The sequence below is a fragment of the Paenibacillus sp. FSL F4-0236 genome (assembly GCF_038000135.1).
Taxonomy (GTDB): Bacteria; Bacillota; Bacilli; order Paenibacillales; family Paenibacillaceae; genus Paenibacillus_AQ.
In genome coordinates this window covers 3,060,250-3,077,801 of sequence record NZ_JBBOBK010000001.1, presented here as the reverse complement: position 1 = coordinate 3,077,801, position 17,552 = coordinate 3,060,250, and the positions used below count along the sequence as shown (strand labels likewise).

At 43.2% G+C, this 17,552-nt stretch carries 17 protein-coding genes; 14 read left to right on the top strand and 3 right to left on the bottom strand.

Annotation, left to right across the window (positions count from 1 at the left end; genetic code table 11):
• Positions 1-263 precede the first annotated feature (263 nt).
• The 4 genes from NSQ29_RS13960 (at position 264) to NSQ29_RS13945 (ending at position 4,564) form a co-directional block, all read left to right on the top strand.
• Positions 264-1,727, top strand: a complete 1,464-nt coding sequence (locus NSQ29_RS13960) for a circularly permuted type 2 ATP-grasp protein (RefSeq protein WP_341125370.1) — start codon at positions 264-266, stop codon at positions 1,725-1,727.
• A 72-nt stretch (positions 1,728-1,799) separates the two neighbouring features.
• Positions 1,800-2,753, top strand: coding sequence for an alpha-E domain-containing protein (locus NSQ29_RS13955; protein WP_076282772.1), 954 nt, complete (start codon positions 1,800-1,802; stop codon positions 2,751-2,753).
• Positions 2,750-3,616 carry a transglutaminase family protein gene (locus NSQ29_RS13950; protein ID WP_042187715.1) on the top strand — a complete coding sequence of 289 codons (867 nt, stop codon included), beginning with the start codon at positions 2,750-2,752 and terminating at the stop codon, positions 3,614-3,616. The genes NSQ29_RS13955 and NSQ29_RS13950 overlap by 4 nt, the downstream gene beginning before the upstream one ends.
• Before the next feature lie 138 nt (positions 3,617-3,754).
• The gene (locus tag NSQ29_RS13945) at positions 3,755-4,564 is read left to right on the top strand and encodes an SDR family oxidoreductase (protein ID WP_042187718.1); all 810 of its coding nucleotides are present in this window, start codon (positions 3,755-3,757) and stop codon (positions 4,562-4,564) included.
• Here NSQ29_RS13945 and NSQ29_RS13940 read toward each other — a convergent pair.
• Positions 4,553-5,032 carry an SRPBCC family protein gene (locus NSQ29_RS13940; RefSeq protein WP_341125369.1) on the bottom strand — a complete coding sequence of 160 codons (480 nt, stop codon included), beginning with the start codon at positions 5,030-5,032 and terminating at the stop codon, positions 4,553-4,555. The genes NSQ29_RS13945 and NSQ29_RS13940 overlap by 12 nt on opposite strands.
• Positions 5,033-6,191: 1,159 nt before the next feature.
• On the opposite strand from NSQ29_RS13940, the gene NSQ29_RS13935 reads away from it, so the two are divergent.
• Entirely contained in the window at positions 6,192-6,590 is a 399-nt protein-coding gene (locus NSQ29_RS13935; RefSeq protein ID WP_076298881.1) for a DnaJ family domain-containing protein, read from the top strand.
• A 115-nt stretch (positions 6,591-6,705) separates the two neighbouring features.
• Here NSQ29_RS13935 and NSQ29_RS13930 read toward each other — a convergent pair whose 3' ends face one another.
• Positions 6,706-7,125 (bottom strand): GNAT family N-acetyltransferase, encoded by a 420-nt coding sequence (locus tag NSQ29_RS13930; protein WP_076298882.1) that lies wholly within the window; start codon positions 7,123-7,125, stop codon positions 6,706-6,708.
• 157 nt (positions 7,126-7,282) lie between these two features.
• On the opposite strand from NSQ29_RS13930, the gene hrpB reads away from it, so the two are divergent.
• From hrpB to NSQ29_RS13900, 6 genes are all read left to right on the top strand, one after another.
• Positions 7,283-9,775 carry an ATP-dependent helicase HrpB gene (hrpB, locus tag NSQ29_RS13925; protein ID WP_341125368.1) on the top strand — a complete coding sequence of 831 codons (2,493 nt, stop codon included), beginning with the start codon at positions 7,283-7,285 and terminating at the stop codon, positions 9,773-9,775.
• Positions 9,776-9,871: 96 nt separating this feature from the next.
• Positions 9,872-10,456 (top strand): general stress protein, encoded by a 585-nt coding sequence (locus NSQ29_RS13920; RefSeq protein WP_042187728.1) that lies wholly within the window; start codon positions 9,872-9,874, stop codon positions 10,454-10,456.
• Positions 10,457-10,642: 186 nt separating this feature from the next.
• On the top strand, positions 10,643-11,509 hold the full coding sequence (locus NSQ29_RS13915; protein WP_341125367.1) for an NAD-dependent epimerase/dehydratase family protein: 867 nt from the start codon (positions 10,643-10,645) through the stop codon (positions 11,507-11,509).
• Positions 11,510-11,535: 26 nt separating this feature from the next.
• Complete coding sequence (locus NSQ29_RS13910; RefSeq protein ID WP_256716254.1) at positions 11,536-11,664, top strand: hypothetical protein; 129 nt, start codon at positions 11,536-11,538, stop codon at positions 11,662-11,664.
• 407 nt (positions 11,665-12,071) lie between these two features.
• Positions 12,072-13,010, top strand: coding sequence for a GNAT family N-acetyltransferase (locus NSQ29_RS13905; RefSeq protein ID WP_341125366.1), 939 nt, complete (start codon positions 12,072-12,074; stop codon positions 13,008-13,010).
• A 102-nt stretch (positions 13,011-13,112) separates the two neighbouring features.
• A complete protein-coding gene (locus NSQ29_RS13900) occupies positions 13,113-13,475 on the top strand; it encodes a YmaF family protein (protein ID WP_339270920.1) in 363 nt (120 codons plus the stop codon).
• An 88-nt stretch (positions 13,476-13,563) separates the two neighbouring features.
• Here the strand turns inward: NSQ29_RS13900 and NSQ29_RS13895 are convergent, their stop codons facing one another.
• A complete protein-coding gene (locus tag NSQ29_RS13895) occupies positions 13,564-14,454 on the bottom strand; it encodes a GNAT family N-acetyltransferase (protein ID WP_341125365.1) in 891 nt (296 codons plus the stop codon).
• Positions 14,455-14,575: 121 nt separating this feature from the next.
• Between NSQ29_RS13895 and NSQ29_RS13890 the strand changes: the two genes are divergently transcribed.
• The 3 genes from NSQ29_RS13890 to NSQ29_RS13880 all read left to right on the top strand — a co-directional run bounded on the left by NSQ29_RS13890 (position 14,576) and on the right by NSQ29_RS13880 (position 17,502).
• Positions 14,576-15,151 (top strand): GNAT family N-acetyltransferase, encoded by a 576-nt coding sequence (locus tag NSQ29_RS13890; protein WP_341125364.1) that lies wholly within the window; start codon positions 14,576-14,578, stop codon positions 15,149-15,151.
• Between the two features lie 275 nt (positions 15,152-15,426).
• Positions 15,427-16,092: a response regulator transcription factor gene (locus tag NSQ29_RS13885; RefSeq protein WP_076286423.1), complete on the top strand. Its 666-nt coding sequence runs from the start codon at positions 15,427-15,429 to the stop codon at positions 16,090-16,092.
• Between the two features lie 3 nt (positions 16,093-16,095).
• Complete coding sequence (locus NSQ29_RS13880) at positions 16,096-17,502, top strand: sensor histidine kinase (protein ID WP_341125363.1); 1,407 nt, start codon at positions 16,096-16,098, stop codon at positions 17,500-17,502.
• Positions 17,503-17,552: the final 50 nt, after the last annotated feature.

Sequence of the window (17,552 nt, the reverse complement as noted above, 5' to 3'; positions counted from 1 at the left end):
CATAATAGTAATGCTTGTCACTACTCCTGCATACAATTCAATGAAGAAACTACATTTCAGCTCCGGCAACCTATATAAGAGAGAAAGGAAGCGATTCCAAAACAAGGAAATATTCAGAGATCGCATTTCTCTGTTATATATATTGACATCGGTAATAGGATTTACGTATTATGGGAATACAAAACAATATTTTCTTGGATATTTTCAGAAATTAAAGTATGACTTGTTAGTAAAGATAACATTTATCGAAAGGAGTCGGGCTCATGTCCAAATTAGATCCTCTGCCAGGTCTGTCTCCGTATCCGCTGCAACATTTTTTCGATGAAATGTATGCAGATAAGAGAAATGTCCGGCCGCATTACAGACATGTGAATCGCATGTTTTCCGGAATGAGCTCCGAAGAGCTGCAGGGTAAGCAGAAATTGATGCAGCGCAGGATGATGGAGGAAGGAATTACTTTTACGCTATACAATCCGGCTCAGGATCATCCCATGGAGCGTACGATTCCCTTCGATATGATTCCACGCATTATTCCTAAGAATGAATGGGAGAGGCTAGAGGCTGGAATTATTCAGCGTATCACGGCTTTGAATCTGTTCATTCATGATATCTACCATGAGCAGTACATCGTAAAGGATGGAATAGTCCCAAGGCGTATGATCATCTCCAACTGTTATTTCCGGCCAGAAATGGCTGGTCTAAGGGTGCCTGGTGGAGCCTACATCACTACCTCGGGAATCGATCTGATCCGCCATCATGATGGGCAATATTATGTGCTTGAAGATAATCTACGAACGCCTTCAGGTTTTTCATATCTTTTTAAAGGCAGAACCCTTATGAATCAGTTGTTTCCTGAATTGTCCTTTGCCAGCTCCATCCGAGATGTTGATCATAGCTTGAATCGCTTCTTATCCGTTCTACGTAGTTTATCACCCTCACGAAAGTCAGATCCGGTTATAGCACTTCTTACACCTGGGGAATACAATTCTGCTTATTATGAGCATGCTTTTCTAGCACAACAGATGGGTATACATTTGGTTGAAGGACGAGATTTGGTTGCAAAGGATCACAAAATATATTTGAAAGAAATGAACGGGCTTCGCCGCGTAGATGTACTATATCGCCGTTTGGATGATGATTTCATCGATCCGTTAGCTTTTCAGCCGGATTCACTTCTAGGGGTGGCGGGTCTGATGAATGCGTATCGGGCAGGGAATGTAGCGATTGCTAATGCCCCGGGGACTGGTGTTGCTGATGATAAAGCGATGTATGTCTATGTACCGGATATGATTCGTTATTATCTGAATGAAGAACCGATTCTTGGGAATGTCCCGACCTATCTGCTAGGCAGGCCTGATGAACGTTTATATGTCCTTGAGAACCTATCTGAAATGGTTGTTAAGGAAACCTCTTTATCCGGGGGATATGGAATGTTGATCGGAAGCGAAGCTACGAAAGAAGAACTCGCTGAATTTCGAATGAAGATTATCGCAGATCCGGAGCGTTATATTGCGCAGCCGATCATGTCTCTATCTAGAGCACCGGTATTGTCAGGAGGAACAATGGCACCGAGACATATCGACCTTCGAGCTTTTGTATTAATGGGTGCTGACCGTAAGCCACATGTTATCCCTGGGGGATTGACACGGGTGGCTATGAAAGAAGGGTCTTTGGTCGTAAACTCCTCGCAAGGTGGTGGCGTAAAAGATACTTGGGTCATGGCTTGATACAACCTAGTGAGGCTTGTTGATGATTAACAAAATGCAGCATCAATTTGTTAAATAAGGGAGCGGCTGGAGATGCTGAATCGAAATGCTGAAGCTTTGTTCTGGATCGGCAGATATATTGAAAGGGCAGAGAATCATGCGCGGCTAATCAATGTTCATTATCATATCCAGCAGGAAGAGGATTTTCATGAAGAAGGACATAAATGGTCAAGGTTAATCGATGCGCTAGGCGTTCGAGGTGAATATATGCAGCAGTTCGAAACCTTTTCCGAGCAGGATGTCCTATCTTTCATCACACTTGATTTAGGCAATTCTAATTCATTATTCTCTTGCGTACATCATGCCAGAAATAATCTGCGAACACTCCGTCAGCAGCTTCCAAGTGAATTATGGGATGTTGTCAACAGCTTCAACCTATGGCTTGGTGAGCGGTCTGTTGCAGATATTATGAGCGGCCCACATCAGTTCTATCAGCAGGTTAAGGAGCGTACAGCCATGTTTCTCGGAGCAGAGCAGTCGGTAATGCTTAGAGGGAATGAGTGGCATTTCATTGAAAGCGGACGGTTTCTAGAGCGGGCAGAGAATACAACTCGTATCTTGCAGGCGGTCATTGCCTCATGCCGATTTAAGGAGCTTGACGCGGTTTATACACAGTTGCAGGCGGTGCTTAAATCCGTTAGTGGGTACCAGGCGTTTCGCCGTTATTATGCAGATGCTATGTCCCCGGAGAGCATTTTAGATTTCTTGATTGCGAATCCCAAATTTCCGCGTTCCATTCGTTTTTCTTTTCATCAGCTGGAAGAGCATTTAGCAAAGCTTGAGCTAGATCCCTCAGAGAAAGGTTCAGGTCATGAGAAGGTTATCCGGCAAGCGGGTAAGCTAAAAGCAGAACTGGATTATATGGAAAAGGAAGAAATGTCCGGCGAGCTAGTGGAAGATGTGCTTAAATCGCTGGTGATATCCTGTCAGAAACTTGGTAAAACAATGGAGGGCGCCTTTTTTCGGCGAGAAGGAGTGTCTGTATGAAGATTCAAATCAATCATACCACCACATACAGCTATCCAGAGCCGGTTACGGACAGTGTCAATGAGATCAGACTCACGCCACGCACGAATTATCGGCAATCCTGTTATCACCATGAAGTGGATATTTACCCGCCAGCCAATCTATTAACCTATGAGGATTTCTTCGGGAATCGGGTCCATGCCTATTCGGTTAATAAGCCGCATACGGAGATGGTCATCCACACTAAAGCTACTGTAGTTACACTGGATAAAGCTCAGGGGACAGATCTCCCGAGAACATCTCTTGAAGAACAAATTAGATTGTTAAATGACGAGGGATTTCAGAACCGTTATATTGAGTTTATTTTGCCGACTCGTTATACCGAGGTGACGCCTGAATTAGTGGAATTTGCCTCACAGTACCCTTTTAATGAAGCAGAGGATATGTATGAATGGATTCTTAAATTATCTGCGACGATTTATGAACAGTTCACCTATGACCCTGAGGCTACAAGTGTAAATACTACGGTAAAAAAAGCACTGAAGCTTAAACGCGGTGTATGTCAGGATTATGCTCATCTAATGATTGCTGTCTGCCGTAGTGTCGGTCTGCCTTCCAGATATGTAAGTGGATATCATTTTGTTGGTGATCTGCAAGGGAGTAATGCTAATTTTGAGCAAGCCTCTCATGCTTGGGTGGAAACTCACATTCCGGGTACAGGTTGGCTTGGTTTCGATCCGACAAATAATGTTGAGGTCAATTGGCGCTACATTAAGTTAGGTCACGGACGGGACTACAAAGATATTGTACCTGTAAAAGGTGTATATCGTGGTGGAGCGGGCACTCTGACCGTGAAAGTGGATGTGCGGAAGCTGGACAATTAGATGTATAGATCTAGATGAAACTCTCAGTTCAAGTTTTTGAACGGGGAGTTTTTTTGTGAAGATGATTCCAGTGTGCATGTATTTGGGTAATCTTGATCCATAGTACATCACTAAGAGATCTTAAGGGAGAGATTACATATGAGTCCAAACATAGCTAAGAAACAAAGATTTATTGGAAAAACTGCAATTATAACAGGAGCGGGTTCAGGCATTGGTCGGGCTACCGCCATTAAGCTGGCGAGGGAAGGTGCTAATGTAGCGCTTTTTGATTTGAATCTTGAACGTACCTCATCTTTGGCGGATAAGCTGAACAAGTTTCGCAAAGATTGCGCATTGGCCATAGAGGTAGATACTTCAGATGAAAAAGGGATGGAGGAAGCCGTTCGCAGGACTGTCGAACAATTCGGCGGCTTAGATGTAGTATTCGCTAACGCGGGAATCAATGGTGCGGTGGGACCAATAGAGGAACTGAGCCTGAGTGATTGGGAGCGCACGATGTCGGTGAACTTGACGGGGACCTTTTTGACCTTGAAATATACGATCCCTCATCTGAAGGATAAAGGGAAAGGTAGCATTATCATCACTAGCTCCATCAATGGGAATACTAGATTTGCCAGCTTTGGGTGGTCTACGTATAGTACTACCAAAGCTGGACAGGTAGCTTTTGCCAAAATGGCTGCACTTGAGCTAGCTAAGTTTAAAATTCGAGTGAATGTGATCTGCCCCGGGGCGATTGCTACCAATATAGATGAAACCACTGAAATGAACGAAGAAGTAGAAGCGATCGTCATTCCGATTGAATTTCCCGATGGTGCGCAGCCGCTAGCGGATGGGCCGGGTAAACCGGATAATGTTGCCGATCTAGTTTCTTTTTTGGCTTCCGATGAATCTATTCATATTACAGGTGCGCAAATTGTGATTGATGGAGCAGAATCCTTATTGTCCTAATTTAGAGATCGCTTCCCGGTATCGTTCATACCAAACGTTCCATTCAGCTTTTCGTGACTCCAGCGTCGTACCATCCAGAAGATGCTGGATCACGTCCAGACATACATGCCAGCCAGCTAAATCTCGGGGGGTGTGTGGCGTGAGTGTTCGGATCGTTTCATTCAAGACGAGTAAACATCCTTCTGAATTAGGATATAGCTCAAAGCGAACGGAATCTTCAGCCCACGTAAATTCAAAAACAGATTCATGTTGCAAGGCGGTAATCGTCATTTCCTCAAAGGTTCCGTCTTGCATATCAAACTTGATTAATCCACCTTCACACAGGTCTTCAACACGTAATTCAGTGAACCATAAAGCTAGCTTCTCATTCTCTGTCAAAAAGGACCAGATTTTTGATGCGGGATGTTTTAATTGACGTTCGAAACGAGCGACATAATGATCATCAGCTTTTTTGAGGTTAGCTATCATGTTATATTTCTCCTTTGGACTACTGCTGTAGTCCTTTTTTTATTGTTTAGGAAATTATACAATACAAAAAAAATGTGGATAACTCCGAAGAAAGAGGAAGGAGGGGTGAACGTGAAGAAGCAGGAGACATGAAATAAACGAGGAGTCATCCGTCAGATTCTAAAAACCGAGCGGACCTTATATCCTCCGAAATGCATGTTTTAGTCGAGCCTACGGACAAATGTATGCGAAAAACCGAATACAAATGTGCCGCCAGTAACGTAAATGAGCCAAATGTATGCGAAAAATCGAATACAATGTGCCGACGGTAACATAAACGAGCCAAATGTATGCGAAAAATCGAATACAATGTGCCGCCGGTAACGTAAACGAGCCAAAAGTATGCGAAAAACCGAATACAATGTGCCGCCGGTAACGTAAATGAGCCAGCGCTGTTATTCGCCCCAGATCACCCGGGAAGGGGCTTGTTATTAGGGAATAAGTGCAATACGGTCCGTCCCTAATATATGTGCTCATTTCATCGAAATAAAGCCATTCGGTCCGTAAGCGGAACCTCACTACGAAGGTGTATATGGATACGAGTATGGAATTACGGATGTACTCAGCTTGTAACTCTACCTCCAAGGACGACGTCAGGCATTTTTCTTGTTGAGTTGAGGCTTATTAGAACGAGTATAACAATTGTTCGCATGAAAAAAAACTATTGTACGGTTTGGTTAGGCGTCTGTAATATGTTGCGGACAGGGAGCAGAGAATGATGGTGTAGCAGAATGAATTGAATTTGCGGAATGGGGACTCTTGAGTCCTGAGCGATCTGCGGAGGCGAATATGAGGATGCGCAGACTTTTCGGACTGCATAGCTCTTATTTCCACAATTTCTATTAAAAATAGGGTGTATTTGCGTGAATAGGTGCAACTGAGTCCGATAGTGTAGCAAAATAGCCTGAAATTGCGAAATAAGGGCTCCTTAGTCCAAACGATCTGCGATGACGAGGAAGATTCATAGAACGGAGAAGGATCGCCTTTTATAAGAATGCATTGCGGCAGTTTGATGTAAATCTACAGTTATTTATGCTAAAATAGACGCAATTCTGCTTACCATACTTTTGCTTAGGCGGGATAGATCATAGTAGTGGTATTGGTGAAGGAGGCTGCGTATATGGGGATGATGTCCTGGCTGGTTGAGCAGCGGATTCAGGAATCTATGCGTAATGGGGAATTTGGAGATTTACCTGGGCATGGCAAGCCACTGGAGCTTGAGGATTTATCGGGCGTGCCCGAAGAATTACGCATGTCTTTCAAAATTATGAAGAATTCCGGGCTGGTGCCCGAGGAAGTATCTTTGCGTGCAGAATGTGTTACCCTCGAAGGGCTGCTTGCTGCCTGCCACAATAGCGGAGGCACTGAAACTAGTGAAGGCAAGGCAATCCGGGCAAAATTGTCTTTGAAAAGGCTGCGTCTGCAAGAGCTTCTGCGTGAACGAGGCTTAGATAGTAATCCTGCTTTTATGCAATACAGTGTTCAAATACATGAACAGATAATTAGGGAAGAAGAATAACGCTTATTAGGGTCCTGTTGTATGGACATGAGGATAAATAGTGTAAAATAAAGGCAGCTCTTAGTCCATAAAGAGACGAAAGAGCTGCCTTTTTGCGTGCTTCGTTTCACAAGTGTCATTTTACTTGCTTGAAATATACCCATTCTGGATCACCATCGTCTAAATTCTCAATGATTCCGCTTCTTACAAATCCTAGAGAAAGACACACTTGCTGCATGATCGTATTGGATTCATTGGTGGAAGTAAACAGCTTGGGGGTTGGAGAGTGTTCTTCAATGTAACGAATAAGTGCACCGGCAATGCCAAGACGTCTGAAATTGGGATTCACAATTACGAGCTGAATAAAACAGCATTCGAAAAAAGTGGTATCGTAACAAGCAAAACCGACAGGCTCACTGTTAATCGATGCTACAACACATTGCTCATTTAGAATATATTGTTCAATTTTAGGTTTTCGAATTTCGCTGCCAATGACCATGCTATCGATCTTGCTGAGTATAGATAAATCTGAAATAGTGGCTTTAGTTACGAGCATTTTAGAAAGTCTCCTTTTTTATAATATAAGAAAGTTATACTTGAAATGGTAAGTACAGATTGTCTTGATCTTTGAAGTTTTTTCGCACATGATGAATAGGGTTTAGACCACATCAAAGGAAATCATAACATATTATTACAAACGATGGAGAGATATAATGAAACAGCTTCCAATTATACAGGTGCTTCCAGACCTGAAACACATACTTCGCTCAACACGGGCAGCTGTTCTGATCGCAGAACCCGGTGCGGGCAAAACAACTGGAACGCCTCCGGCATTTCTGGACGAGCCATGGATGGCTGGTAAAAGCATTCTTATGCTTGAGCCTAGAAGACTTGCCGCTAGATCAGCTGCAACTTACATGGCGTCCAATCTTGGAGAAAGTGTTGGACAGACGGTAGGTTATCGGATGCGGAACGACACTAAGGTAGGCAAGAATACACGAATTGTTGTAGTGACTGAAGGTGTCTTAACGAGGATGCTTCAGAGTGATCCATCGCTAGGGGATGTGGGGCTGATTATTTTTGATGAGTTCCATGAGCGTAGTCTACATGCGGATCTGGGACTTGCTCTGGCGCTGGAAGCGCAGGCAGTGCTGCGTGATGATCTTCGGATTCTGATTATGTCAGCAACACTGGATAGTGAACGGGTCTCGGTTATGCTGGGCGATGCGCCAGTAGTTGATTGTCCGGGACGAACCTATCCGGTGGAAACTATTTATACCCCAACTACAGGGAATCTTCCGATTGAAAAATCGGCCACAGCCGCAGTGAGACATGCGCTTGCTGAACAGCCGGGAGATGTACTTGTATTCTTGCCGGGTGAACGGGAGATTCGTAGAACCCAAAATGAGTTGGAACATGGAAAACTGCCTGACGGGATAGTGCTTCGTCCTTTATACGGACAATTACCTCAGGCTATGCAGGATGATGCAGTGGCTCCATCCATAAACGACGAACGTAAAGTCGTACTAGCGACCTCCATTGCGGAGACAAGCTTGACGATCGAAGGTGTGCGAACGGTAATTGATACAGGGCTGCGTCGTACGCAGATTTTCTCTCCGCGTACGGGAATGCCAAGTCTTACGACGGTTCCGGTATCGAAAGCCTCTGCCGATCAGCGGCGAGGACGGGCCGGGCGGACAGCTCCGGGCGTATGCTACAGGCTGTGGAGTCAGGAGGAGCATAATCGCCTTCCGGATGACAATGTGCCGGAGATTATGGAGACGGATCTTGCGCAGCTCGCTTTGGAGCTGGCGCTGTGGGGCGTGCGCGATCCTGCCGCGCTAGCTTGGCTTGACACGCCGCCCGCTGCGCCTTATGCGCAGGGCACCGCGCTGCTGTGCCAGCTCGGCGCGCTGGACGCCGGCGGCGCCATCACGCCGCACGGCCGCAGCATGGCCGCGCTTGGCGCGCACCCGCGAGCCGCGCATATGCTGCTGCGCGCGGCAGAGCTTAACGCAGCACCGCTCGCCTGCCGGCTGGCGGCGTTGCTGCAAGAGCGGGACCTGTTCAAGGGTCCCGCGGCACTAGATTGCGACCTCACGCTCCGCGTAGAGGCGCTGCTCCGGTTCGAACGCTCCGCCGATACGGGCGGAGCGGACCCTGCGGCTCTGCGCGCGGTGGTGCGCGAGAGCCGCAATTTCCTGGCGCAGCTGCAAGCAGCGCCGGGCGGGACCGTGAACGACATCAGCCTCTGCGGGCTGCTTCTGTCGTTCGCCTATCCCGACCGTATCGGGCAGAAACGCGGTGATGGCGCGTTTCTGCTCTCTGCCGGTCGTGGCGTGGCCATGCGGGAAGGGCAACCGCTGGCACGATCCGCTTATATTGTGGCTGCGTCTGTTGACGATCGAGCCACACAAGGTGCAATCTTGCTGGCAGCTGAGCTTGAAGAAGGACAACTGCTTAAATATCATATAGATCACATCACAGAGGATTCTGACGTGCATTGGGATAAAGAAAGTGGAAGTGTGAAGAAACGCCGCCGAACGATGCTTGGCGCTCTTGTCTTAAAAGAAACGTCACATGAAAGACCCTCCGCAGAAGAAACAGCGAAAGTACTGCTAAGTGTAATCGCAGAGGATGGGATTGATATCTTACCGTGGGAAAAGGGACCTCTGCAGCTTCGTGAGCGGCTAATGTTTATGCACGCCTTACGTTCAGATTGGCCGGATGTCTCTGATGAAGCATTGATTGAGACGCTTGATGAATGGCTATTACCTTACATTCACGGTATGCGTAACTTGCGCGACCTTCAGCGAATCCCGTTATCCCGTGCGCTTGAGGGGTTGCTGGACTGGAATCAGCGACAGCTTCTTGAACAGGAAGCGCCGACACATATAACAGTTCCTAGTGGTTCGCGTGTGCCCGTGGACTATGCTAATCCAGCTGCTCCCGTACTGGCGGTACGATTACAAGAGATGTTTGGACAGATAGACACCCCTAGAATTGGTGGGGGAAAGGTACCTGTTTTACTTCATCTTTTGTCACCGGCAAGAAGGCCGATGCAGGTGACTTCTGACCTTGCAAGCTTTTGGCGTGGTACTTATTTTGAGGTTAAAAAGGATCTAAAAGGACGTTATCCGAAGCACTATTGGCCAGACGACCCCTTACAAGCAATTCCGACCAATCGAACACGTCCCAAGAAATAATAGGCTCCTTCGTGCACTTGAAATTTTAATTAGATGTTTTGTCTTCAGCTTACAGGGTAATTAACTAGCGAAGACAATTACTAAGGAGGGCTTCAAGTGACTAAAAAAATCGTAGGTATCTTTGATACAGAACAAGAAGCAACCAGAGCAATTGAAGGACTTCACAATCAAGGGTTTAGTAATGATGAAATATCAGTAATCACACGTGATCGCGATGAGCTAAGACATATTTCGGATGATACAGGCACAAAAGCGCCCGAGGGTGTTGCAACAGGTGCAGCTACAGGCGGCGTATTGGGTGGTGTTACCGGACTGCTAGCAGGTATCGGAGCGCTCGCAATTCCGGGGATTGGTCCTATTCTGGCAGCGGGACCTATTGTGGCAACGTTAACAGGTGTAGCCGTGGGTGCAGGTGCAGGTGGCTTAGTTGGTGGCTTGATCGGTCTTGGCATTCCTGAGGATGAGGCAAAAGAGTACGAAGGATACGTTGAAAGTGGCAAGATCCTTGTGCTAGTTGAGGATAATGGACGAGGGTATCAAGCGCATGATGTGTTCCGAGACAATCGCTCACTAAATGCGCAGCGTTACGAAGGCGTCTATAACGAAGACACTCGACTAGGTAATTCGATGGCTAACAGAGCAGACCGAACGGCTGAAGTTTACAACCGAGATAAAATTTAAAATGTTAATCGACCTACTTTTACTATAAACAATCCATTAAAGACTGCACCTCCTAGCGATAAGCTGTGAGGTGCAGTCTTTATTATACATGTGGTATGATATGGATAATAATCCAAATTATAATTGGGATTTTGAGAAGTAACTAGCAATCTTTATACTTAGAGGCTGTTCTTAAGGAGGGCTTAGATGAAGATATTTGTAGCCGGTGCAGCGGGCGTGATTGGACGGCTATTGCTACCTAAGTTATTAGAAGCGGGGCATGAGGTTGTCGGAATGACCCATAAGGAAGAAAATAGAGCATTTATTGAGAAGTGTGGAGCACAGGCAGTAATCGCGGATGTCTTCGATCGAGAGGCCATATTTGCGTCCATTCACAAAGCACAGCCAGAAGTGGTTATCCATCAGCTAACTTCACTAAGTCAGCGGAATTTCTCAGATAATTCCAGGATAAGAATAGAAGGAACACGAAATATTGTGGATGCATCCCTTGCAGCTGGCGTGGAACAAATCATTGCACAAAGTATTTCATGGGCTTATGAAGCTGGAGATGTGCCAGCTACGGAGGAAACTCCTTTAGATCTTAAGGCTTTAGAGCCTCGGAGAAGAACGATTGAAGGTATATACTCACTAGAGAAAGCAGTTGCCGAGATCCCCAATCATGTGATCTTGCGGTATGGAATGTTGTACGGCCAAGGAACATGGTTTGACACTAATGGCTATATGGCAGAGGAAATTCGTCAAGAACGAATGTCAGCGACAGATGCAGTTGTATCATTCCTACATGTGGAGGATGCAGCTAACGCAGCGGTGCTTGCTCTGAACTGGCCTTCAGGCCCTGTGAACATCGTAGACGACGAGCCTGCTAATGGATTGGATTGGTTATCAACTTATTCAGATACCATAGGTGCTCCTGCTCCTAATGTTCAAGAAGGCAGAGCAGGATGGGAACGCGGAGCCTCCAATACGAAAGCTCGAATGGATTACGAATGGAGTCCACTGTACCCGTCATGGAGGTCAGGATTTGCTCGGAGCTTGAATGTCCAGAGTGAATGAATTCAGCTACTGAAAGGAAGTGCAGTATGAGTTTACTTCTTGTGATTTTGTTCTTTATTGGTTTAATCATGATGATTAGCAATCAATATGCGATGATCAAGAAAATGGACGAAATGAATGAGTCACTAAGTGAAATTAATAATAAACTTGGCTAGCTAAAGTTGAAAAGGAGTGATGACGTGGGGGTAATAAAAAATTTCTCTCTAGTGGTCGTGAATTTAATCGCGGATCTATGGTTTGGAATCGTACGAAAACCTGAATTTTATGATAATCACACGGTTACTAGAACAAAAAGAGGGTATGTCCTATTTGTAACGTTAGCAGGTATTTTCGCTGTGGGAACCGCCATTTGGCTATGCTCTAGAATTTATTAAAAAGAAGACTGCCAATAGGCAGTTTTTTTTAATTATAAGGTTTCTCCTTATATATTGGACTTCCAGATGCAATTACACTTGCTGTAGTTTAGTAAATAATCATTATAAGTGTTTATTACCAATCATTTACTTTAAGAAGTGATACTATAGAAAATAGAAGGTGAAGTAGCAGCGAGGAGGAATTGTACATGCAATTAATGGGATGGTCTGAGGATGAAATATCGTATGAGTTAAGTAATGATTATTCAATTCGTAAGGCTGATTCGAAAGAGTGGGGAGTGTATTGCTCCATTTATTATAATATTCAATATATTGGCTTTTTTAGAGAAGATGGGTTCAATTCTGCCCAAAAGAATGCTTTTTGGATCTATCAAGGGGAGTCTAAAATAGGTGGTGTAAGGATGTCACCTAATCGGATCTATCATTTATTTGTTATTCCACCGTTTAACGATACATTTGTGGTGCTTAAACTTCTAAAAAAGCTTTTGATATATTGGTCTGACCGAACGGAGCCTATAAAAACCTTCGAGGTTCTACCGGATCAAGTTCATTTATTTGCGCGGGCAGGATTTTGGCCTGATGAGTTCAGATGTCGCTGGATGCAGCGTCCTACAGATCATTTCGAGGTGGAATGGAACGAAGAATTTAGAATTGAAAGTCCACAGATCGAAGATGATGGAAAAGGAGCTAAACGCTTTATTCTGGAAGATCAGATCGCCGAATGTAGCTATGCAAGCTTTAATGGAAGTCTCGAGGCGACTAGAAGAAAAAAATTCTCTTATGAAGATTTTATTCCAAGTGAAGAACCGAATTATACTAATGAAGCATTACTTACCGCGTCAACGCTTGTGTATGATAGGAAATCGGGACAGTTAATTGCGAATTGTCTCTTGGGTTTACAAGACGATTACGCAGCGGTTTATAGTATTGGTGTAATGCCCAGTTATAGAGGCAAAGGGTTAGCGACACTGATGATGAAAAGAGGACTAAGTCTCCTTAAAGATAAGTATCCTCTCCTTAGATTATATGTCATGGAAGGTAATGACGCGGAGTCTGTTTATACAAATCTAGGATTTGTTCCTGGAGTACAAGAGATACAGAGCATGTATATTCCTGTAATGGATTAGCAAACAAATCATAATGGTTACTTAGACACCTGCCTAGAACTTAAAATGTGTTTTCTTAATAGAATGTTGTGAAGTTCATGTTTATAGGGAGGTTCACAACAGATGGTAAAGAAAAAAGCTACTCTAAAGAAGAAAACATTATATTCTCAATATGCGCAGAAACATGTACATGAATTTGAAGGTAGTACGAAATTGGCTGAAGAAGGTGCAGATCGACATAACCATCGCTTTGCAGGTGTTACGGGGCAGGCGATTCGAGTAGGGAATAGCCATATTCATGAAATTGATCTTAGTAGAACTGATTTCTTGAACCACTTTCATAATCTGAAAAAGATAAGAACAGGCCCTGCTATTTCAGTCGGAAATGGCAAGCACGTACATTTTGTATCTGGCCAAACTACATTAAATGATGGTCATGTCCATCGATTTAATTTCGCAACATTGATTCAAGCTCCACTTGTTTAATGAATAAATCTGGTATGAAATGAAGCTCTGAAGGAATGAAAGAGCAAATAAAAAAAAGGCTGCCGGATGGCAGCCTTCTTCATTCTATCTAGGCATGTGAGGTTATGGGAAACATGAAATGTTTAGGTAGTTCTTTTAAAAATGGACGTACAAATAACGTATCCTCACTCTGGGGAATTAATGCTGACTCTATGTGATCTATGGCATAATCTGGTGTGAAATAAAAATGTATAACCTCCGTTTCAGGAGAAATAATGCTATTCAATATCGCGTTAATATCTATACTTTTAGTACTGATAATATCAAAAATATGAAGCTGATGCTCCTCATGTCTAAAGATCACTACGACGTCAGCTTCTTCAATATAGTAAAAAGAATCATGGAAAGGAAGGATAAAATAAAACAGCAGCTGATGTTCATTGTTTACAACGCTGAGTATAGAGGACACCGCTACTTTTTCTTCAGCGAATTTTTTTATCATGGTGAAATCAACGGAATTATTCATAGATAAGGGACGCACAGAGAAGATTTTAGACGTTTGATTTCTAAGATTAGAAGCGTTAATCGAAAAGCTGCTTTCTTGCATACGTTCAAATCCGAATTTAGGATAAAAGTCCAAAGCACTGTCGTTTGCAAATAAGTAAATGAAGTCATATTCATGTTCGTATTTCGCGATAATATGATCTATTAATTTCCTGGATAATCCTTGCATGCGATAATCAGGATGTGTCATTACAGTGCCAATTTGAATGGCGTTATACTCTTTTTGATTTATGAGAATCGTCATTTTGTTTATGGACGCATTTGCGATCACATGGTCCCTATCGATGTAGGAATAACAAATATACTTGTCACTCCAGCCTCCTTGTTCATACCATGGCGAGAAATCAATCCCGAAGATCGATTTAGCTAAGGCATTAAAGCTTTCTTTATATTTTTCGATATGCTTATAATCACTTACCAATTGGTAATCACTCATAAGTATGCCTCTTTTCCAAAGTGTTTTTCATAGTCACGTTTAATGGTTATATCTTACTACATGCTTATAAAGTAATGTTTATTATAAAAAAACAATCCCAATATTATTTGGAGGCTAGAAAATGAGAGAGATAGATTATAGCAATTATTACTGGAAAGATGACCAAATTAGATTGCGTTCAATACAAGAAGGGGATTGGGAAGGTTATTATACGAACCGATTCGATACTCCAGCGCGGCGACTCTTACAATGTGCAGTTGAACTACCACCCACCATTGCCGAAGCCAAAAATTTTGCGGAGACTTACGCTGAATTCTCATCCGATAGACTAATGTTTACGATCGAAGATTTGCATGGTGAAAATGTTGGCGGCGTAAATCTCAATAGCATTGACGAGAAAAATGGTACGTTCAGTATAGGTGTGCAGGTGGATAAAGATCATCGAGGTAAAGGGTATGGAACGAGAGCTATAACCATCCTCTTAAAATATGCTTTTTTCGAGCGACGGCTAAATAAATTCAATGAATGTGCGCTTGAAGGTAATGAAGGTTCTATAGGGATGTTAAAGAAAGTCGGATGCGTGCAAGAGGGCGTGCGGCGGAAAGTCATTTACACGAATGGAAGATATTATGATTTGATATTGTTCGGATTGACGAAGGAAGAATTTATGGAGAAAAACAGAGATGAGCAATCATGAGCGCAATCGCTCGATTAAGGGATTTTCGAGTGGTATAGTCCGTTCTACAAAATCCTAAATCCGTAAAACTCCCATTATGTGGGAGTTTTTTTGTGGATTTTACTTACTATACAGAGACATAAAATGTAAGTTTATAGTCAATTATTTGATTTGTATTTTTAATTGTAGATATTTGGAAAGCGTTTTCGTATTGAACGATATCCGCTATTATAAGAGGGTAACTAAAAATATGAAAGTTCAGTGTAAAATAGCATCTAAGGAAAAGAGGGCTACATATGAATATTTTAATTATTGAAGACGATCCCAGCATTCAAATGCTGCTAAAATTGAGCTTAGAGGTGGAAGGGTATCAGACGAAAGCTGTAGGAACGGTGACTAAGGCGTGGGATGAACTTGGAACATGGTCTGCCGATTTAATACTGTTAGATCTTATGTTACCTGACCGTTCCGGGTTCGAGCTTCTTCAAATGCTTCAACAACAGTATAAGTCAGTCCCGGTAATCGTGCTCACCGCTAAGAATGAAATGAATGATAAAATCCTTGGCTTTCAGTTGGGAGCAGACGATTATCTAACGAAACCTTTTGAGACAAGGGAACTTATCGAGCGCATTAAGGCAGTTATGAGACGAATGAAGATGGTGGCGCCTCCTGAAGTGATCAAGATTGGACCTATTGAAATTGATAAGAATGGACGTACTTGTAAGATAGGGGAACAATGGCTTAAGACAACTAGTAAAGAGTTTGACTTCATGTGGCTCTTATGTGCACATCCTAAGAAAGTTTTCACACGCGAAGACTTGCTTGATCAGGTCTGGGGTTATGATTATTATGGGCATACAAGATCCGTGGACATGGTGGTAAACCGTCTTCGGGAGAAAATGAAACCCAACGAGCATCTGATCGCCACTATACATGGGACAGGCTATAAGCTGGAGGTATAGAAGATGGGGCTGCGAAATAAAATGTTTATTCAGCATGCCGTTACGATTGTTATGCTGCTCACAGCGATGTTTTTTATCGTTAATTATACGCTTAACCAAAGTATGATTAAACGGGATACTCAGACGTTAAGTCAGTATTTTGGCTTGCATCGTATTGAGGCATTGAAGATTGTCAGTGATCAGAAAATTAATATAGAACAATTATTTTCAGGTAAGTACGCCCCCTTTATTGCGTCGCATTTGGCGTCAAACAGCAATTTTCAAGTACAACTATTCGCACTAGATGAGACGATTGTTGGGAGCAGCAGCGATAAAGAAAACTTACTTAAACGTAACGATATTAAGAAAGCGCTTACTGGTAATGCTGCCACAGTCATAACTGCAGGTGAAGGTACACAATATCTAATTTACTCAGTTCCCTTCTGGTATGAAGGAGAAATTGTGGGTGGATTTCGATATTTATTGGACCTCCATGAGAATTTGCAGACATTAAACCAGATGCGCACATGGTTCATCGCTGCAGCTGTAGGATGTTTAATTTTTTCGCTTATGGTCAGCTATTCATTCTCATCTTTGTTGGTGAGGCCTCTACATGCCTTGCAGCAGGCGCTTAAGCTTGTATCCATTGGCGATTTTAGCAGAAAGATACAGGCGAGTAGTCAGGATGAGGTAGGAGAATTAGCCAAGGATTTCAATCATATGTCGGATGCGCTGCAACATCATATCAAAATGTTAAAGTATGAACAGGGAAAGCAGAAAGCTTTCTACGACAACATAACTCATGAATTAAAAACACCATTAACTTCGATTATCGGGTTTTCGGATTTAATTGAAAGAATGAATAAGAAGGATGATATACAGGAATGTAATACCTATATCCGTAAAGAGAGTACTCGGTTGTTAAATATGGTTGAGGATTTGTTACAGACCTCACTGATTGGTGATGAGGCTTGGCGTATCAAGCTGGAGTGTACTGATTTAGGGGCTGTCATTATGGATAGTCTACGTATCTTAGAGCCGACCCTTCAAAAATCCGCGATTGTTACCACGCTAAAGATCTCATCTTGTGAAGTGAATTTAGATCCCAAGAGAACTCAGCAAGTTCTATTTAACGTGATTGATAACGCTATTAAGCATAGTGAATGTACAAATCTCTATATCGAGTTAACGGAGCATGGGGACTGTGGGCTGGTTCGTATCATAGATAACGGGAGAGGGATATCACAACAATTGCAAAGTATATTATTTCTACCCTCGGCAGAGAAACAGGATCGTATTATTTCAAACGAATCACATGGGTTAGGATTACCTCTATGTAAACAGTTTATGGAACTTCAAGGAGGGAGTATCGTCATTACTAGCTCGGAGAAGAAGGGGACAGAGATTCAGCTGAGATTCCCCTTAACATAACAAATGTAAGCGCTGTTACAAAACTGATACAAATTTAAAATTTTTCTGAT